Below are 19969 nucleotides of genomic sequence, written 5' to 3'. Positions count from 1 at the left end.
CGGCGATCCGTCGCTTACAATGGCAGCCACCGTCCGCGAGCCCGTCCCGCCATGGCTATCCGTCTGCTAGTTGCCCTCGTCGCCCTCGGCCTGCTGCACGTCATGCCGCACCTGGCACGCTGGCGCGGTGACGGCTTGTTCCGCCGCTGGGTGGCGCAATGGGCGGACACCAGCGGCGGCGGTCGCGTGGCGCTGGTCCTGCTGCTGCCGCTGGTCCTGTGCGTGCTGCTGGAGTGGCTGCTCGGGCACTCGCCGCTGGGCGCATTGCTGCCGCTGCTGTTCGCACTGGTGGTGCTGTTGTACTGCTTCGGTCCGCGCGAATTCGAGGCCGACCTGGAAGCGATCCTGGACGCACCGGACGACGCCAGCCGCGAGGCCGCGGCGCAGGCGCTGGCCGACGACGGCCAGCCGATCCCCTGGAACGCACCGGCATTGGGTGAGGCGATCGCCTATGCCGCGTTGCGCCGGCGCTTCGCCGTGCTGCTGTGGTTCTTCCTGCTCGGCCCGGCTGGCGCGCTGCTGTACCGGCTGGCGCAGACGCTGGGCCGCGACGACGCACTGCGACTCGACCCGGACACCCGCCGTGCCGCCGGCTACGTGGCCAACGCGCTGGACTGGCTGCCGGCGCAGCTGCTGACCTTCACCCTGGCCGTGGTCGGCCACTGGGAGGCGGTGATCGGCGCCTGGCGACGCTGGCACAGCCAGGCTGCACCGACCAGCTGGTACGCGGCCGGCCCGGGTTTCCTGGGCGCCGCGGCGCAGGCCGACGTGCTGATCGACATCGAGGCCGGCGACGGCTACGCCGAGGAACACAGCGACCCGCTGGCCGAACTGCGGCGCCTGCGCGGCGCCCTGCTGCGCGCCCTGCTGGCCTGGCTCAGCGTGGTGGCACTGGTGGTGATTGGCGGCTGGATCGGCTGAGCCCGCTCAGGCCAGGTCGCCGCGCAGCTCGCGCACCCGCGCTTCCAGCGCCGCCGCGCTGACCTGCGCGGGCGCCTGCGGCGCAGCTACCACCATCTCCACCCGCGCACGGAACCGTCGCGGCAGGCGTGCACGATGCAACATCGAGTCGCGCCGGCTCCACACGCTGCCCCACAGGCCACGCAGCGCCATCGGCACCACCGGCACCGGCCGCCGCGCCAGGATCTCCTCCACGCCGGGCCGGAACGGCGCGATCTCGCCGTCGGCACTGAGCCCGCCTTCGGGGAATACGCACACCACCTCGCCCGCGGCCAGTGCCGCGTCGATTGCGTCGTAGGCCTGCTCCAGCACTGCGGGATCTTCCTTGTGCCCGGCGATCGGGATCGCCCTGGCGGTGCGGAACACGAAGCTCAGCAGCGGGATACGGAAGATCCGGTAATACATCACGAAGCGCACCGGCCGGCGCAGGTTCGCCATCAGCAGCAGCGGGTCCATGAAGCTGACGTGGTTGCACACCAGCAGCACCGGACCCTCTTCCGGAATGTGCTGGGCGCCGTCGGCGCGCACCCGGTACAGCGTGTTCACCAGCACCCAGGTGACGAAGCGCATCAGGAACTCGGGCACCAGGGTGAAGATGTACCAGGCCACCAGCACGTTGAGCAGTGCTGCGGCGAGGAAGATCTGCGGCGCATCCAGCCCCAGCGCGCCCAGGCCCAGGCCGAAGCCGGCGGCCAGCACGATCAGCAGCGCGTTGAGGATGTTGTTGCCGGCGATGATCCGCGACAGTTGCTCGCGCGGCGCGCGCGCCTGCACGAACGCGAACAGCGGCACCACGTAGAAGCCGGCGAACATGCCGATCAGGGTGAGGTCGAGCACCACGCGCCAGCTGCCCGCGCCGTGCAGGAAGGCCAGCCAGTCCAGCCCGCGCACTGTCGCCATGCCGTGCCGCGCGAAGTACAGGTCCACCCCGAACGCGGTCAGCCCGAACGCCCCCAGCGGCACCAGGCCGATCTCCACCCGCCGCCCTGACATCCGCTCGCACAGCAGCGCGCCGATGCCGGTGCCGATCGAGAACAGGGTCAGCACCAGCGTGTTCACCGAGCCGTCGCCACCCAGCGTCTCGCGCGTGTAGATCGGCAGCTGCGCGATCAGCACGGTGCCGAAGAACCAGAACCACGAGATGCCCAGCACCGCGTTGAACACCGCACGATCGGCGCGGGTGATCGCCAGCACCCGCGCAGTCTCGCTGAACGGGTTCCAGTTGAACTTCAGGTCGGGTGCCGTCGCCGGCGCGAGGGGAATCGCGCGGCAGGCCAGGTAACCAGCCACCGCCACCGCGATGGTGGCGCCGGACGCCAGCAGCGGCCCCACCCCGGCCACCAGCATCAGCGAGTTGCCGGCGATCATGCCTACCAGCATCGCCAGCTGCGTGCCCATCTCCACCAGGCCGTTGCCGCCGACCAGCTCCTCCGGTTTCAGCGCCTGCGGCAGAATCGCGTACTTGATCGGTCCGAACGTGGCCGAGTGCATGCCCATCATGAACAGCACCACCAGCAGTAGCGTGGTGTGGTGCGTGTGGAAGCCGTACGCGGCCAGCGCCATCGCGGCGATCTCAAACAGCTTCACCCAGCGGATGATCCGGCTCTTCTCGTACTTCTCGGCCAGCTGCCCGGCGGTGGCGGAGAACAGGAAGAATGGAATGATGAACAGCGCCGGCGCCAGGTTGGTGTAAAGCGACACCGTGCGGTCGCCCAGCCCCATCTGGAACGCCACCAGCATCACCAGCGCATTGCGGAACGCGTTGTCATTGAACGCCCCCAGCGCCTGGGTCCAGAAGAACGGCGCGAAACGCCGCTTGCCCAGCAATGCGAATTGGCTCATGCGATGGCCTTGTGCAAGTGGTCTCCGCCGCGGCCCCCTTGGCCACGGCGCCACTTCGATTATTGCCGCAGGCGATGAGTCGCGATAGCACGAATCATCGACACACATGAAAAAACCGCCGACGTTGCCGCCAGCGGTTGGGTTCAAGAGCGGACTGCCGGACCGTTACCGGCCCGGCAGTTTGTTGCTTACAGCGAGAAGTCGTACCGTGCGGTGAAGCGCACCGAACGCGGTGCGTCGTAGCTGATGACACGGAAGCGGCTGTCTGCCACAGCACGAATGCCACCAAGCTCGCCGCGTTCTTCGACGTTCTGTGCCACCTGACGGTTGAGCACGTTGAACACATCAAGCTTCAGCTTCAGGTTGCCATTCGCCCAACGCGGGATGTAGGCAACATTCAGGCTCAACTGAACATCGGTCGGAAGGCGCCCCAGACTCCCGCGTGGCACCGGCTTGCCGCCACAGTAGTGATAATAACGGCCATAGTCGAGGTTATCCGCCCAGAACGTGCTGTATTCCGCCGCGTCCTGCGGAAGATAACCCAGGCAGCTCTTCGGACGCCCGGTCTGCGCAACCAGGGTGCCACCCACTTGCCATTCGGGGGTAAGCTGGTAGTAACCGTAGGCCTTCAGCACATGCCGGCGATCGTTGGGCAAGTTGCCACCGCCGTAAGCCATCAGCTCCTTGTGATCGAACAGCACGGTCTGCGACACATCGCCTTGGCCGATGTCGGAATCCAACTGGCCTTCATCATTGCCATAGCTATGCGAAAGGGTGTAGTCCAAGCGACCGAACCAGTTGTCGGCAAACGGATGCTCCAGGAACAGGTCCAGGCCGATGTACTTGCGCTTCATGTACATGCCCATGTCTTCCTTGCTGTAGGGCACGGCAACCAATTCGGGTGAACCGGCCGCATCCGGCAGGTCGAGCAGCATCACGTTGTTGGCGCCCGGGTTGAACAGACGGCAGTCCGGCGAGTAGCTGTAAGCGGGATCGACGGCGATGTTGTGCTCCGCCATGTACTTCAGCATCGGGCGGTTGTCGCACTGGTCGTCGATGGCCGACTTCAGGTCGCGGTACTGCAGACGTGCACCCCAGCTCCATTTCGGACCAATGGCTTGCTGCATGCCCAGGATGTACTCGTCCTGGTAGTGCGACTTCAGGTTCTTGGCAGCCACGGTGCGCGGATCGGGAGCCTGGCCATACTCGTTGTTGGACGAATACGGGCCACGGCCGAGCGCCGTCAGACCGGTCGGGACGCCCGTGGTCGGGTCGATACCGGTGAAGCTGAAGAACTCAGTGGTGTAAGTCGAACCAGATGCACCACGTACCGCAACGTTCAGCGGCATCGCCAGGAAGTAACGGCCGGCATTGCCGTAGATCTTCAGGCTCGAGTCACCGTTGACATCCCAGCTGAAACCGACACGGGGAGCCCACTGGTTCTTCTGACTGACATACTTGATGCCATCGGAGTTGTAATTGTCAAAGCCGTCGTTGCGCAAGCCGAGCGATACCAGCCAGCGGTCGGTCACTTGCCAGCGATCCTCGACGTAGTACGCCTTCTGCTCGACCTTGAACGTACCGCCATTCTCGAAGATGTACTTGTAGACGTAATCGCTGTTGGGCGCAGTGGTGAGGCCGCCGCTGGAAGGAATGTCACCCAGGGCACCGGTACGCGCATAGAACCAGGCATAACGCGGACCCGACATCACCGTGCCAGCTTCAGATTCCGAATTCGACACGTCATAGCCGAAGCTGATGTCGTGATCACCCAGCTTCCAGTCCAAGTCGATGCGGTAGCCATCCGTCTTGTCATAGGCCTTCGGATCGGCCAAGGTGGTATAGGGCTGCAAGCCCGTGACCTTGTTGGTGATCGGACGGGTGTCGTTGATGTTCACCTTGGATGGATCGTAACCGTATGGCGCCGAGAAGTGCTGCGTGGTCTGCTTGCCGTACAGGGCACTCAGGGTCAGGCTGTCGGTGAGGTAGCCGGTGTATTTGCCGATGTATGTTTCGCCACCATCCTTGTAGCGATACCCGCCATTCTTGGTACCGCCATGAGTGCCGTCGGCAAAGCTGTATGCATAGCGGCTGCGGGTGGTGCCTGTCTTGTCGGACAGCGCGGTGACTTCGATCAGGTTGCTGTCGTTGATATTCCAGTCGACCTTGGTCAGCCAGCGCGGCTTCTTGATCTCATCGGTAATGTAAGCAGTCCGCGCGGCGTTACCGACCGCCTGGTTGTAGGCGTAGTTGTCCTTGTCCCACTCGCCGGAGGCATAGATGAACAGGCGGTCCTCGATCAGCGGGCCGCTGGCGTAAACGCCGTATGTAAAGGGATTGGAAACGAAGTTGCTGCGGTTGTAGTACTTTTTGCCGGCGTTCTGTGCACCCGTGTCCGCCTGGTAGTAGATGTTCTTGCGGGTCGAACGCAGGCTCTCCGGCGTCCATGTCGTCAGGGCGCCGAACTTCCACTGATTGCTGCCGGATTTGGTGGAAACGTTGATTACGCCACCGGTGGATCGTCCGTAGCGCGCGCTGTACCCGCCGGTAATCACCTGCATTGCATCGATGGCATCAAATGGCAGCGTGGTGGAACCGATGTTGGTCAGTGCATTGGTGACCGGATAGCCATTGATGAAGTAGGCGTTCTCGGAAGCCGCCGAGCCACCGAACGACACCGAATTGCCGTAACGCGAGTCGGCCGGGATGACACTGGGCGCAAGCACCGCGGCCTGAGTGATATCACGTGCCACCGGGACGTTGTCCATGATCGTCGCCGTAAGATCCGTGCTGGTATCGACGCGACTGACGTCGATCGACGGCAAGGCCGACGCTGTCACGGTCACCGCGCCCAGATCCTGCGCATTGGCAGCAACGAAATTGACTGCCGTGCCGCCGATGCTCACCCTGACGTTGTCTCGGGTGCCTACCGTCTCTCCATCCTTCATTGCCTTGACGGTGTAGTTGCCGATCGGCAGCTCGTTGGCGCGATAACGGCCCTTCGAGTCTGTGGCGATGATACGGGTCAAGCCGGTATCGGAACTGATGATGGTGATCTGGCTGCCGGCAGCAGCCTCACCGAAAATCGAACCTGCAGAGCGCGATTGCGCAAAGGCCGCCCCCCCTACAAGGCTCAACGCCATGCCGACTGCCAGAGCCGAACGACGCAATTGGATATTGCGACTCGTGTTACGAAATTTCATTTGAATGATCTCCCCATAACTTTCCCAAGAACGGACTGCCAAAAGGCGGTGACGCTAGCGAAAGGCCGGCTGCCGATGGATTACTGCGATGCGGTATCGCAAAAACTTGCCAGCCTGACTTTCCAAAGGAGATGGCTCGAAAGTTTCCAAGACATCCCCCGAAGCCTCACTGCGACTCGCATCGAAGCATCAAATACAGACGTGACGATGCCGCCAAGCTAAGGACGCTACCTTCGCTCACGGCAGATTGTCAACAAGTTATTACGCCTACAACTTGCTTTTATGTAATTTCTTGCGAGCCGGGGTCGCATGTGCCCTTGCTGAAAGAAACAGCCATTGCCAGGGAATCGGTACGGGCCCGCCTCCGTCACATGTCGTCCGGCCCGGGCACGCATCGGGGGATCTGCATTGGCGCCCTCCGCGCCTGCGCCCGGACAGCGGGCCGAAGCCCATCAGTGCGACCTCGTGACATCGGGCCGAACAGCGGTGCATCGGATGTTACGTATCCATCTGGACAAGCCAGCACAGAACGCCCATGCCAAGCGGCCCAATGACACCTTCCGCACCGTGCTCTGAACCGCCGCGTCCTTATCGTCTCCACGGCGTATGCCGCATGACGGAGACTTGGTAGCACCGCGGCAATTGCGAGCATTCTTTCCGCCCGACGGATGGACTCCTGCCATCCGGCGCACCATGACATCCCCAGCCTTCACGACACTCCGAGCAAGCCGGAAAAACGCGGAAGCTTCGAGAGAACACCCATGGCCACTTGCTTCCAGCTGATGAGCCCGTCCAACTCCACAAAAAAGGCCGGGATCCTTCGAGGATCCCGGCCCGTTTCAGCAGAAGGTCAGCTGACGCTTAGAACTTCTGGGTATAACGCACGAAGAAGTAGCGATCGATATCCAGCGCCGGGTCGTAGTACGCGGCGTTGCTGTTGCTCACCGAGTAGGTGATCGGGCGCTTCTTGCCGAACACGTTGTTCACGCCGGCCTGGATGCTGCCATTCCACGGCGTGTTGTAACGAGCCGAGACGTCGTGGAACACGATGGCGCCCTTGCGGTTGGCACCGGTGCCCCAGTTCTTGCCCTCGTAGTTCGGCTGGTTGCACTCTCCGTCGAACACGCACTCGTCACGGAACGCGCCGTAGTAGCGCAGGCTCCAACTTGCGCCGAAGTCGCCCATCGACCAGTCGACGCCCGCATTGGCGCGCCAGCGTGGCAGGCTCCACTGACCGGCATAGCCGACAACGTCGGCGTCCGCCGTGCTCTGGGTGTCGTACGCCGACAGGTAGTTCGCGTCGAGGTTGACCGTGAACTTGCCGTAGCCAAAGTCCGGCAGGCGGTAATGCGCGCCGAAGTCCCAGCCCTCGGTCGACAGCATGCCCTGGTTGATGTTGCCGCGGTTCAGACCAACCACTTGGCCGGTGCCCGGGTCACGACCGAACTGGCCGCAATAGGTCGCCGAATTGGCCAGGTAGCACTGGTTCAGCACGTAGTTGGCGCTGATGCTGGTGATCACGTTGGTGATCTTGATCTTGTACCAGTCGGCGCTCACGTCCAGGCCCGGCACCCACTGCGGGCTGTAGACGAGACCGGCGGTCTTGCTGACGCTCTTTTCCGGGGTCAGGCTGGCGTTGCCCACGCCGGAGTTGTACGCCGAAGTACTCTGCGAATTCGGGCCGGTGATCGGCAGGCCGGTGGTGGCGAGCTGGCGGAAATTCGCCGGCAAACCCTGGGCCTGGCACTTCGCCGCCACGCCGGCGTTTGACTTGGCTGTACCGAACACGGTGTCGCACGGGTCGGTGTAGAAGTCGAACGTCTGCGAACCACCACCGGACACGTCGTCCAGCGTCGGCGCGCGGAAGCCTTCCGCATACGTGCCACGCATCATCAAGTCGTCGATCGGCTTCCACTGGAAGCTGTACTTGTTGTTGGTAGTGCTGCCGAAATTGCTGTAATGCGAGTAGCGGCTGGCGACGTCCACCGACAGCAGCTTCGCGCCCGGCAGATCCCGCAGCAGCGGAACGTTGAACTCGACATACGCTTCATTGGTGGTGTACTTGCCGTACGTCGCGCCCGCGGCCAGATCGGTGGTCTTGCCCGAGCTGGCGAGCTGGTCCGGAAGGTCGTAGCCGCTGACCTTGCGGTGCTCGTAACCGGCTGCAAACGCCACCTCACCGGCCGGCAGGTCGAACAGACCGCCGGTGATGTTGGCGGTGTATTCCTTGGAGACACTCTGCAGCGTGCTCTGGCTCAGGCTGTTGATGTAGGCCAGCGCCTGCGGGGTGGAGGCCGAGGGGCCGCCCAGGATGTCGAACGGCACGCACTGGGTGAACGCGATCGGGTTGGCGGCCGTGCCGCACTGCACATGACCATCGCCGTTCAGGAACGAGGGGCCCAGCGCCTGCTTCAGGTTGGTCAGGTTGAGGTTGCCCGAGCCGTACTCGACCACGTCGTACTTGTTGTAGTTGGTGCCGACGTCCCAGTTCCACACCCGGCTGCCCACCTCGAAGGAGCCTTCGAAACCGGCGTCGAAGTGGTACGACTTGACGTTGTTCTTGGTGACGCGGGGAAGCTCGATGGTACGGCGATAGAAGAACAGATCCGTGCCCGGCTCCGGGTTGTAGTAGCTGCCGCCGTTGATGTAGACCGGGTTGGTCGCCTGGGTCAGGCTGTTCAGCGGGTAACCGGCAATCTGGCGCTGGTTCTGGCGCTCGGCGTACATGCCGGTGGCGCGGAACGTCACGTATTCGTTGATGTCATAACGGCCGTTGGTGAAGATCGACTTCAACTCGTTGGAACCAGCCAGATTCATCTGCTGGGCTGGGTTGAAGAAATCATTGGGAGCGTTGGTGCCGGAGGTGTGGTAGTTGGCCGGGTTGCGCGAATCCGCGCCGACGCCCACGCCATCGTAGGAACCGGTGTGGTTGATGACCCGGTTCGGACCCGTGGCCCCGCCCGTGGGCGAAACATGGCGGTAGCGGCCCCACGGTCCCGTGCCGCTCAGGCCAGCGATGGCATGGTTCGGACCGTACGTGTAGCTGGTGTCCTTGCGCTTGCTGGCCCAGATCGGGCCTTCCTTGGTGTAGTTGGCGCCGAACACCAGCGAGCTCTTCTCGTTGCTGGTGCCCATCGTGAACGAGTAGGCGTCCTTGGTGCCGTCACCCGCCTGGTTCTGGCCGTAGTAGGCCGAGGCCTCGGCGCCGGTGTAATGATCCTTCAGGATGATGTTGATGACGCCCGCGACGGCGTCGGAACCGTAGATCGACGACGCGCCATCCTTCAGGATGTCGATGCGCTCGATCAGTGCGGCGGGAATCGTGGACATGTCGGTGAAGCCGGCCAGGCTGGACGCCCAGCGCTTGCCGTTGACCAGCACCAGGGTGCGCTGCTCGCCCAGGTTGCGCACGTTGACGTACTGGCCGCCCTGCTCCGGGTTGGAGGTCAGCACGCTGGCCTTGCTGAAGGTCTGCGCGCCGGCGACGGTAAGGTTCGCCAGGATGTCACCCACGCTGACCAGGCCGGTCTTCTGGATGTCGGCCTGGGTCACGGTGAACACCGGCTGAGCGGTTTCCACATCCACGCTGTGGATGCGTGAACCAGTCACCGTGACAGTCGATAATTCCTTGGCTTGGCCCTGATCGGGTGCCTGGGTGCTCTGAGCATTCTGTGCGAGCGCGCCGGTGCCGATCATGCCGAGGCTCAGCCCCAGACCGACAGCCAAAGCCGTTCGACGGAGATGATGTGCCGCCAACTTATTGTGTGAATTCATTGTTTGGTAACTCCCAAGGTTCCGCCCGAACGGTCCGGGCACATGAAACTTTTTTTGTATGCGTGCCATCCGCAGGAACACCTCCGGCCGCTTTGGCCGGTTGTGCCGATGCACATGATCCAACGCGAGTTTTTGCGTATCTGGATACGCAAGAATTTACGAAGTTAGTTCAAGAGCTTGCAGAGGTCAACACTTTCGTAACTTTTCCTTCTTTTCTTGCTCATTGACTTGTTTCGAAAAAACGTGCTATTCGCACAATCGCCCTTCCTTACCAGCCCGGCCGAATCCATGACCACGCAAAATCTCACGAATCAGCCAGCTTCGAATTCTTTTGCAGATCGCATCAAGTTGTTGATCCAGCGGGTTGGCAGTGCCACGGAAATCGCGCGGATGTGCGGTTTTTCCGAAGGCGTGGTGCGCAGCTGGCGCGACGGCAACACCGACCCCTCGCGTGCGCGATGCGTCACGCTGGCGCGCACGCTGGGCATCTCGCTGGTCTGGCTGGTGGCCGGCGAGGGTTCGCTGCAGATGGACTCGACCCTGCCCAACCTGGACGACCAGCACAGCTCGGAAAAGGTCACGTCGCACCGATCACACGGTCGCCAGCACGCGCATGGCCAGGCTCCCCAGGCCACGGTCGACGCGCAGCGGTTGAATACCGCCGTGCGCATATTGCAATCGGAGCTGAGCCTGGCTGATAGCCAGCTCTCGTTGTCCGAAAACGCCGACCTGCTGAGCCAGCTCTACGAGATCCTCGGCCCCGGCGGCTCGCATGTGGATCCGATCGCGATGGTGACGTTCAATCACCAGCTCGCCGAGCGGATCCGCAAGGAACGCAACCGGGCCTGATTCGTCCTTTCGCGCACGACGACGCGGCCGCCTCGACGACAGCCGCGTTGTTTTCCGTGCACCTACTCAGAGCAGAGCGATATCGGCGACGGCGCCGAACCGGGCCTTCAGCTGACCGAGCAGGGCCAGCCGGTTCATGCGTACGGCCGGATCGTCGGCGTTGACCAGCACGCTGTCGAAAAACGCATCCACCGGCGCCTGCAGCTGTGACAGGCGGGCCAGCACCGCGGTGTAATCGCCGGCCTCCAGCGCCGCGGCGGTCTCGTGCCGGGCTGCAGCCAATGCCTCGGCCAAGTCACGTTCCGCATCGGCCTCGAAAAGCGCCGGATCGACGACCCCGTCGATCGGCTGGGCACCCGGTTCCGCGGCCTGCTTGCGCAAGATGTTGGCGACCCGCTTGTTGGCGGCAGCCAAGCTGGCGGCCTCCGGGCGGCGACCGAACTCAACCACGGCGCGCAGGCGCCGGTCGAAATCGGCCAGACTGGACGGCTGCACCGCGAGTACCGCCTCGAACTGCGCATTGTCGAAACCCTGCTCGGCGTAGTAGCCGCGCAGGCGGTCGAGCACGAAGTCGTGCAGCTCGTCGAGCAGGATGGCGCGGCGCGGGCCTGCATCCAGTGCCGGCGGCTTGCCGTCCTTGCCCGGCCTCAGGCCGGCGGCCAGCGCGGCGTCCGGCAGCAGCTCCAGCGCCTCGATCAGGCTGCCGCGCAGATCCAGCTCCAGATTGCCCTCGATCAGGGTACGTGCCAGGCCCAGCGCGGCACGGCGCAACGCGAACGGGTCCTTGTTGCCGCCCGGTTTCATGCCGATGGCAAAGATGCCGGCGAGCGTATCGAGCCGTTCGGCCACGGCCAGCACCTGGCCCAGCTTGTCGGCGGCGATCGCGTCGCGACCGAAGCGCGGCTGGTAGTAGCTGTCCAGCGCCTCAGCCACCGCGGCCAGTTCGCCGTCGTGGCTGGCGTAATAGCGGCCCATCACGCCTTGCAACTCGGGAAATTCTCCGACCATGCGGGTCAGCAGGTCGCACTTGCTCAGGGCGGCGGCACGGGTAGCCATGCCGGCGTCGACACCGACCCGGTTGGCGGTGATCCGCGCCAATTCGGCCACGCGCACGCTCTTGTCCCACAGGCTGCCCAGCGCCTGCTGATAGGTCACGTTCCTGAGCTGCTCCTGGTAGCTGGCCAGCGGCGTCTTCAGGTCCTCGTCCCAGAAGAACTTGGCATCGGCGAAACGCGGCCGGATCACCCGTTCGTAACCCTTGCGGATCTCGGCCGGCTTCTTGCTCTCGAGGTTCGCGATGCCGATGAAGTGCTCGGTGAGGCGGCCGTTCGCGTCGAACACCGGCACGAATTTCTGGTTGGCCACCATGGTGGCGACCAGCGCTTCCGGCGGCACGGCGAGGAATTCGCGCTCGAACGTGCAGGCGATCGCCACCGGCCATTCGGTGAGGTTGGCCAATTCGTCCAGCAGCGCGCCATCCAGCCGCGGCACGCCCCCGGTGGTCGCCGCCAGCGCGGCCACCTGCTCACGAATGCGCTGGCGCCGTTCGCGCGGATCGGCCAGCACGTTGCTGGCGCGCATCGCATCCAGCCAGCCGTCGGCGTCGGCCACGTGCACCGGCTGCGGGTGCATGAAGCGATGGCCGCGCGACTTGCGTCCGCTGGCCAGGCCCAGCACGGTGCCGTCGACGATGTCGGCCCCATGCAGCATCACCAGCCAGTGCGCCGGGCGCACGAAGCTGTAGTCATGATCGGCCCAGCGCATCGGGCGCGGGATCGGCAGGCCCTTCAGCGCCTCGTCGACGATCTCCGGCAGCAGCGCCGCCACCGGCTGACCCGGCTTGACCGTGCGCCAGACGTACCAGCTACCCTTGTCGGTCTCCAGCTTCTGCAGTTGCTCGACGCCGACGCCGCAGGATTGCGCGAAACCGAGCAGCGCCTTCGAGGGCCGACCCTCGGCATCGACGGCGGCGTTCAGTGCCGGGCCCCGGCGCTCGATCGCCTGCTCCGGCTGGGCCACGGCCACGGCGGGCACGAGTACGGCCAGGCGGCGCGGCGAGGCGTAGGCCTGGGCCAGGTCGAGGCCGGCCTCGATGCCGCGCCTGGCCAAACCATCGCAGATGCCACGCAGGAAAGCGGCGGACAACTCGTCCAGCGCCTTCGGCGGCAGTTCCTCGGTACCCAGTTCGATCAACAGCGACTTGGCGGCGCTCATGCGGCCTGCTCCCCGAAAACGTTCTTCAGGCCCGGGAAACCGAGCTTCTCGCGCTGTGCCACGTAGGTCTCGGCCACGCTGCGCGACAGCGTGCGCACGCGCAGGATGTAGCGCTGGCGCTCGGTGACGCTGATCGCGCGGCGTGCGTCCAGCAGGTTGAAGGTGTGGCTGGCCTTCATCACCTGCTCGTACGCCGGCAGCGGCAGGCTGGCCGCAATCAGCTGGTTCGCGGTGGCCTCGCACACGTCGAACCAGCGCAGCAATTCGGCCACGTTGGCGTGCTCGAAGTTGTAGGTGCTCTGCTCCACCTCGTTCTGGTGGAACACATCGCCGTAGGTCACGATTCCGCGTGGACCGTCAGTCCAGATCAGGTCGTAGACGTTGTCCACGTTCTGCAGGTACATCGCCAGCCGTTCCAGGCCATAGGTGATTTCGCCGGTCACTGGGCGGCACTCCAGGCCTCCGGCCTGCTGGAAGTAGGTGAACTGGGTCACCTCCATGCCGTTCAGCCACACCTCCCAGCCCAAGCCCCAGGCGCCGAGCGTGGGCGACTCCCAGTTGTCCTCGACGAAGCGCAGATCATGCACCAGCGGATCGAGGCCCAGCTCCTTCAGCGAGCCAATGTAGAGATCGAGGATATCCTCGGGGTTCGGCTTCATCACCACCTGGTACTGGTAGTAATGCTGCAGGCGGTTCGGGTTGTTGCCGTAGCGGCCGTCGGTGGGTCGGCGCGAGGGCTGCACGTAGGCGGCGGCCCAGGGCTCGGGACCGAGCGCGCGCAGGAAGGTGGCGGGATGGAAGGTGCCGGCGCCGACCTCGGTATCGAGCGGCTGCAGCAGCACACAACCCTGCGCCGCCCAGTAGCGGTTGAGGGTCTGGATCACATCCTGGAAGGTGCGTGCGGACATGGCTTTCCGTGACCTGGAGTAAAGCGCGTTAGTATAGCCGCAGCGCGCTTTGCCACCGGGCCGTGCCCGCTGGACGCCACGCAGGAAATACACCCGGATGGCCGCTTCACCGCAAATCGCATCGCTGCTCGGCCGACGCGGCCGGCTGGAGCTGGAGGAACTGCTGGCGACGCTGGTGGTCGACGGTTACCTGCAGGCCGAGGACGCCAGGCAGGTGCGCATGGGCGCCCGGGCCGGCCGCAGCACGATCGAGCTGCATCCGCTGGTGCTGATCGCGAACGCCAGGCTGGTGAACCAGCACGATCCGGGACGCCCGCTGAGCCTGGAGGGCCTGACCGAATGGCTGGCCGGCCACGCCGGGCTGCCATACCTGAAGATCGACCCGATGAAGATCAACGTCGCCGCAGTGACTCAGGTGGTGAGCCACGCCTACGCCAAGCGCCACCGGATCCTGCCGATCGCGGCTGCTCCGGGCGAGGTGACGTTCGCCACCTGCGAGCCGTTCGAAGCCGGTTGGGCGCCCGACCTGGCGCAGATGCTGCGGCGGGACATCAAGCGCGTGGTGGCCAGCCCGATCGACATCAACCGCTACCTGCAGGAGTTCTACGGCGTCCAGCGCTCGATTCAGCTGGCGCAGGATGCCAAGGGCGGCAGCGACAGCTCCTCGGCCATCCTCAACTTCGAGCAGCTGGTCGAGCTGGGCAAGAGCGGCGAGGTCGGCGCCGACGACCGCCATGTGGTGCACATCGTCGACTGGCTGCTGCAGTACGCCTTCGAGCAGCGCGCCTCGGACATCCACCTGGAGCCACGCCGCGACACCGGGCACATGCGCTTCCGCATCGACGGCATCATGCAGAAGGTATTCGAGCTGCCTTCCCCCGTGATGACCGCCGTCACCGCGCGCATCAAGATTTTGGCGCGCATGGACGTGGCCGAGAAGCGCCGCCCGCAGGACGGCCGCATCAAGACGCGCTCATCCTCCGGCCGCGAGGTTGAACTGCGCATCTCGAACATGCCCACCGCGTTCGGCGAGAAGGTGGTGATGCGCATCTTCGACCCGGACCTGGTGGTGAAGGATTTCGCACAGCTCGGCTTCTCCGCCGGCGAAGGCGCCAACTGGCGCAGCATGGTGGAGCGGCCGCACGGCATCGTGCTGGTCACCGGCCCCACCGGTTCGGGCAAGACCACCACGCTGTATTCCACGCTGAAGCACCTGGCCACGCCGGAGCTCAACGTGTGCACGGTGGAAGACCCGATCGAGATGGTCTCGCCGGAGTTCAACCAGATGCAGGTGCAGGCGGCGATCGACCTCGACTTCGCCGCTGGCGTGCGCACGCTGCTGCGCCAGGACCCCGACATCATCATGATCGGCGAGATCCGCGATTTGGAAACCGCGCAGATGGCGGTGCAGGCCTCGCTCACCGGCCACCTGGTGCTGTCCACGCTGCACACCAACGACGCGCCCAGCGCGGTCACCCGCCTGCTCGACCTCGGCGTGCCGCACTACCTGATCCAGTCCACCCTCACCGGCGTGGTGGCGCAGCGGCTGGTACGCACCTTGTGCCCGCACTGCAAGCGGACGACCACGCAGGACCCGCAGGCTTGGAGCGTGCTGACCCACGGCTGGAACCTCCTTCTGCCGGAGCAGGTGTTCCAGCCGGTCGGCTGCCTGGAGTGCCGCAACACCGGCTTCCTCGGGCGCACCGGCATCTACGAGATGCTGAAGCTGTCGTCGCGGCTGCGCGGCATGATCTCGGCCCATCTCGATTTGGGCCGGTTCGGCCATGCCGCGCTTTCCGAAGGCATGCGGCCGCTGCGCATCTCGGCTGCCGACCAGGTGGCCGCCGGGCTGACCACGGTGCAGGAGGTTCTCACCGTGTTGCCGCCCATTGACGGATTCGACGATACTCAGCCGTAAAGACGTCCAAATGTCGCCATCGACCTTCCGCATGAAACCCGTCCTGATCATCCGTACCGGTCGCGCGCCGGATACCATCCGTGCCCGGCATGGCGACTTCCCGCACTGGTTCCGCCTCGGCGCCGGGTTGCACCCGCGACAGCTGCGGATCGTCGACGTCGCGGCCGGCGAGGCGCTGCCGCCGCCGCGCGAAGTTGCCGGCGCCATGATCACCGGTTCGGCTACCATGGTCACCTCGCGCGAGCCGTGGAGTGAACGCACCGCCGGCTGGATCCGTGACGCGATGGACACGGAGCTGCCGCTGTTCGGCGTCTGCTACGGCCACCAACTAATGGCGCATGCGCTGGGCGGGCGCGTCGACTACCTGCCGGGCGGGCGCGAAATCGGCACCCAGACGATCGCGCTTTCCACCGGCGCGGCCCACGATCCGCTGACCGCCTCGTTGCCTGCCAGCTTCCGCGCGCATACCACGCACGAACAGAGCGTGCTCGAACCACCCGCCGGCGCCGCCGTGCTGGCCCGTTCGGCGAGGGATCCCCACCAGTTGCTGCGTTATGGTCCGCGTGCGTTCAGCACCCAGTTCCACCCGGAATTCAACGCCGACGTGATGCGTGCGTACATCACGCGCAAGCACGCCGACATGCGGCGCGAGGGCGCGGATCCGCGGCAGGTCTACGATGCCGTGGCCGCCACGCCGGATGCGCGTCGCTTGCTACGCCAGTTTTCCCGCCATCACGACTGGGACAAGGTCGCCAGTTGAACCTCAATTGCGCAGGCGGCGGGCAACCGCATCGCGCGAGAACAGCGCAAACACCACACCGAACAGGAATCCGCCGATGTGGGCCCACCACACGTAGGCGCCATAGCTCGGACCCGCATAGCTGAACAGCAGTTGCAGCAGCACCCAGATACCGATCAGCAGGAACGCCGGCACCCGCACGAATTCCAGGTACAGCCCCAGCGGCAGAACCAGGCCGAGACGCGCGCGCGGAAACAACGCCACGTACGCTCCCACCACCGCCGACACCGCACCGCTACAGCCGATGATCGGCAGGCGCACGCCTGCGAGTGACAACGCGCCGATTAGGTTCGCCACGATCCCGCCCACCACGAACAGCAGCAGGAAGCGCAGCGAGCCCAGCGCGCGCTCGCCCGGCAGGCCGAAAATCACCAGGAACAGCAAGTTGCTGAGCAGATGCAGCCAGGTGATGTGGATGAACAGTGCGGTGAACAACCGCAGCAGGGCCGGATCGGTCAGCTGCGGCAGCAAGGCTTCGTGCGGGTCGAAGATGTTCGCCGGTACCGTGCCCCACTCCAGTAGCAGCGAAATCCGCTGCGGCGCAGGCATCAGCGCCAGACCCACGAAGCACAGCACGCAGAGCATCACGATCAGCAAGGTGGCCCAGTGCCAGCGAGGGCGACGGCGCGTTTCGACATGGACAAACAAGAGCCGCTCCCTGAGGCGCCCGCCGATCGCGGCGTCCTTCCATCATAGGTGAAGGAGGGCTGCCGCAACGTTGGAACACTTGGCGCTTCGACAGGCACAGGACGGGCTCTGTTGATGGAGAGCCATGCCGTGTCGCAATCGGCGATGGCGGCGGCGCGGGCCAAGGGCCAAAAAGCCCCTGGCGGTGACCTGTTGCGGGTCGCGACCTGTGGTCGCCGCAGCAACCGCGCCGTAAGCGTCCGGCGAGGACACATTGACTGGTTCAACCGCCCTGTATCACACGATGAAGCAAGGTGTAGCCGACACGCCATTGCATGGTGTCCGATTGCAGCGTGACGGTCTTGTCGTTGAGCCGCACGATAGTGCCCTGATGCGGACGGCCGTCGCGGTCCTGGAAGCCCACGACATCGCCGACGCGAACCTCGTGACGACCGAGTCCTTGCCTGGGTTGTTCCCGGATATCGGCATCCACGCCGTCGAGATTGATCGAGGCGTACTCGACTAAAATACGGTTTCCCGCCGGCAGCTGCAGCACCACGTGCTTGCGACGGAGTTCGGCAACGATGCCCGAGTGCAGGACGTTGTCACGTGGATCGTAAAAGTCCACCGTCTGTCCCCGATGCACACGGGCGTGTACCGCCAGGATCCAGCGCGGATCATCCAGCTGACGGTCGATCGCCCAGCGCAGGCGATACAGGTCAAACGCCGAGGCCTGGCGCAAGGCCGTGATGATCGCGCTGTAGTCCATCAGGGGGTGTTCGGCAGGGGCAGCAGCGTGTCGATGTCGCGATCCTTCGTGGTGGGCAGCCGCGTGAGCACGTCGGTGAGCCATGCCTGCGGCTCATGGCCGTTGGCCTTGGCCGTCGCCAGCAGACTCATGATCGCCGCGGCGCGGTTGCCCGCGGTTTCGGAGCCGGCAAAAAGCCAATTCTTCCGGCCAAGGGCGATCGGCCGGATCGCGTTCTCGATCGGGTTGTTGTCGATCGGATAGGCGCCATCGTCCGCGTAGCGCGCCAGCGCTGGCCAGCGACGCAGGGTGTAGTCGATCGCGTTGGCGGTGCCGCTGTTGCCGGCCGCCTGGGGCCGCAGGTCGTCCAGCCATGCCTTGATCGCCTGCAGTGCCGGGACGGCATGCTTCTGGCGGTAGGCATGACGGTCGTCGATCGTCATGGCCTTCGCCTCGGCTTCGATCCGGTACAGCACCGCGATGCGTTTGATCGCTTCGCGAGCGATCGGGCTGCCGCTGGCCTTGTGCTGGTCGACAAACTTGCGACGCGCATGCGCCCAGCAACCAAGCTCGGTCATGCCGGCGGCAAACATCGCCTTGTAGCCGACGTAGTCGTCGACCATCAACGCGCCGCGGTAGTCACCGAGGAAGCGCCGGGCGTGCTGGCCGCTGCGGCTGGTACAGAAGTCGAACACGGTGATCGGCGGCCCGATGCCGCTGCGGTAAGCGAAGAGGTAACTGCGATGCGTCTTGCCTGTACCGGGCTCGAGCATGCCCACTGGGGTCTCGTCGGCGTGCAACGCCGGCAGCTGCAGCAACGCGTCGCGCATCCGATCGACCAGCGGCTGCAGCGCCACCCCGCAGGCGCCGATCCACTCGGCCAGCGTCGAGCGGGGAATGGCGATGCCGCTGCGGGCGTAGATCGCCTCCTGCCGGTACAGCGGCAGGTGATCCACATACTTGGCCACCAGCACCTGCGCCAGCAGGTCCGGGGCGGCGATGCCGCGATCAATCACGGTCGGCGCCACCGGCACCGCGGTGATCGTCTCGCAGCCGCGGCAGGCGTACTGCGGATAGACGTCGCGACGCACGAAGAATTGCAGCGGCTTGCACGACAGCTTCTCGCTGACGTGGTCGCCAAGGTGCACCAGCTCGCCGCCGCACTGCCCGCAGGTGCAGGTGCTCGGCTCATGCCGGGTCTCGACACGCTCCAGGTCTTCCGGCAGCGGACGGCGCTTGGGTGCCTGGCGCGGGTGATCCTTGGCATGTTCATCGGCTGCTGGCGGCTGCAGCGCTTCGAGCTCGGCTTCCACCGCGGCGATATCCGCCGCCATGGTCTCCTCGAACAGCGCGCGCTGGGCCGGATCCATCTTCTCTGAGCGGGCGGCGAACTGCGCGTGGCGCAGCCTCGCGATCTCCGCCGCCAGCACGCTGATGCGTGCTTCGCGCTCGGTGATCGTGCGCTCGTGATGCGTGATCAGGGCCATCTGCTGCGCGATCTGCAGGTCGCGCTCGGCGATCAGCTGCATCTGTTGATCGACCAGCACGCGTAGCGTCTGGACATCCATATCAGCGGTGGAATGCGCGTAATCCATGGTCACGCAGCGTAGCGATTTACATGCGTGGCGCAAGCCTTTTTTGCGGACTCAAGCGTTGCCAGTCGACACCGGCACACAGCCATCCAAACTGCCCGGGGTCGAGCGACCAGGTGGTCGCACCGGCAGAGGGCCAGATGAAGCGGCCGTCTTGCAATCGGCGCACCGCCAGCCATGTCCCTGCGCGTCACAGCACAGCACCTTGATACGCGTGGCCGCGCGATTGCGGAAAACATACGCGGCGCCGTCGAACGGGTTGCGGTCGAGGATCTCGCGTACGTGCACCAGCAACCGATCCATGCCGCAGCGCAGATCGATCAGTGCCGTCACCAACCACCAGCCGGCCGGGCTCAGCATGCCATCAGCGCCCGGATCATTGGTACCCACTGCGCTGCATCGCTACCGACCGGCAGGTGCACCTGCAGGCCGTTGGGCAGATCCACCGCCATCCGGTCCATTGACCTTGCCCTCGAATTCCGCACCCCATAACCGAGGTCATGAGCTGGCTTGTTTGGCCTGATCGGTCAGCCAG

General features: G+C 65.0%; 12 protein-coding genes and 1 pseudogene. 4 read left to right on the top strand and 9 right to left on the bottom strand.

What is annotated here, in order from left to right; genetic code table 11:
• The first annotated feature begins 51 nt into the window (after positions 1–51).
• Positions 52–921 carry a regulatory signaling modulator protein AmpE gene (ampE, locus tag RHOFW104R8_RS16600; RefSeq protein ID WP_068095545.1) on the top strand — a complete coding sequence of 290 codons (870 nt, stop codon included), beginning with the start codon at positions 52–54 and terminating at the stop codon, positions 919–921.
• Between the two features lie 6 nt (positions 922–927).
• Here the strand turns inward: ampE and RHOFW104R8_RS16595 are convergent, their stop codons facing one another.
• The 3 genes from RHOFW104R8_RS16595 to RHOFW104R8_RS16585 all read right to left on the bottom strand — a co-directional run bounded on the left by RHOFW104R8_RS16595 (position 928) and on the right by RHOFW104R8_RS16585 (position 9779).
• Positions 928–2802: an MFS transporter gene (locus RHOFW104R8_RS16595; RefSeq protein ID WP_068095543.1), complete on the bottom strand. Its 1875-nt coding sequence runs from the start codon at positions 2800–2802 to the stop codon at positions 928–930.
• 188 nt (positions 2803–2990) lie between these two features.
• Entirely contained in the window at positions 2991–6005 is a 3015-nt protein-coding gene (locus RHOFW104R8_RS16590) for a TonB-dependent receptor (RefSeq protein ID WP_082823687.1), read from the bottom strand.
• Positions 6006–6866: 861 nt separating this feature from the next.
• Entirely contained in the window at positions 6867–9779 is a 2913-nt protein-coding gene (locus RHOFW104R8_RS16585) for a TonB-dependent receptor domain-containing protein (protein ID WP_068095539.1), read from the bottom strand.
• Between the two features lie 288 nt (positions 9780–10067).
• On the opposite strand from RHOFW104R8_RS16585, the gene RHOFW104R8_RS16580 reads away from it, so the two are divergent.
• Entirely contained in the window at positions 10068–10628 is a 561-nt protein-coding gene (locus RHOFW104R8_RS16580) for a helix-turn-helix transcriptional regulator (protein WP_068095537.1), read from the top strand.
• A gap of 66 nt (positions 10629–10694) precedes the next feature.
• On the opposite strand, the gene glyS is transcribed toward RHOFW104R8_RS16580, so the two are convergent.
• Both glyS and glyQ read right to left on the bottom strand, forming a co-directional pair.
• Positions 10695–12842 (bottom strand): glycine--tRNA ligase subunit beta, encoded by a 2148-nt coding sequence (glyS, locus tag RHOFW104R8_RS16575; protein WP_068095536.1) that lies wholly within the window; start codon positions 12840–12842, stop codon positions 10695–10697.
• Positions 12839–13750, bottom strand: coding sequence for a glycine--tRNA ligase subunit alpha (glyQ, locus tag RHOFW104R8_RS16570; protein ID WP_068095534.1), 912 nt, complete (start codon positions 13748–13750; stop codon positions 12839–12841). The genes glyS and glyQ overlap by 4 nt, the downstream gene beginning before the upstream one ends.
• A 97-nt stretch (positions 13751–13847) precedes the next feature.
• On the opposite strand from glyQ, the gene RHOFW104R8_RS16565 reads away from it, so the two are divergent.
• Complete coding sequence (locus RHOFW104R8_RS16565; RefSeq protein ID WP_068095532.1) at positions 13848–15668, top strand: GspE/PulE family protein; 1821 nt, start codon at positions 13848–13850, stop codon at positions 15666–15668.
• Positions 15669–15699: 31 nt separating this feature from the next.
• Complete coding sequence (locus RHOFW104R8_RS16560; RefSeq protein ID WP_068095563.1) at positions 15700–16428, top strand: glutamine amidotransferase; 729 nt, start codon at positions 15700–15702, stop codon at positions 16426–16428.
• A 3-nt stretch (positions 16429–16431) separates the two neighbouring features.
• Here RHOFW104R8_RS16560 and RHOFW104R8_RS16555 read toward each other — a convergent pair whose 3' ends face one another.
• The 4 genes and pseudogenes from RHOFW104R8_RS16555 to tnpB all read right to left on the bottom strand — a co-directional run bounded on the left by RHOFW104R8_RS16555 (position 16432) and on the right by tnpB (position 19737).
• Positions 16432–17115 carry a rhomboid family intramembrane serine protease gene (locus RHOFW104R8_RS16555; RefSeq protein WP_068095530.1) on the bottom strand — a complete coding sequence of 228 codons (684 nt, stop codon included), beginning with the start codon at positions 17113–17115 and terminating at the stop codon, positions 16432–16434.
• A 262-nt stretch (positions 17116–17377) separates the two neighbouring features.
• A complete protein-coding gene (locus tag RHOFW104R8_RS16550; RefSeq protein WP_068095528.1) occupies positions 17378–17863 on the bottom strand; it encodes a hypothetical protein in 486 nt (161 codons plus the stop codon).
• Complete coding sequence (gene tnpC, locus RHOFW104R8_RS16545; RefSeq protein WP_201028723.1) at positions 17863–19437, bottom strand: IS66 family transposase; 1575 nt, start codon at positions 19435–19437, stop codon at positions 17863–17865. The genes RHOFW104R8_RS16550 and tnpC overlap by 1 nt, the downstream gene beginning before the upstream one ends.
• 19 nt (positions 19438–19456) lie before the next feature.
• Positions 19457–19737 (bottom strand): annotated as a pseudogene (gene tnpB / locus RHOFW104R8_RS17190) (IS66 family insertion sequence element accessory protein TnpB).
• Positions 19738–19969: the final 232 nt, after the last annotated feature.

Source organism: Rhodanobacter sp. FW104-R8 (genome assembly GCF_001617365.1).
Lineage (GTDB): Bacteria > Pseudomonadota > Gammaproteobacteria > Xanthomonadales > Rhodanobacteraceae > Rhodanobacter.
Note: the sequence above shows the minus strand (reverse complement) of the source record. Positions and strands in the feature narration are given on the sequence as shown.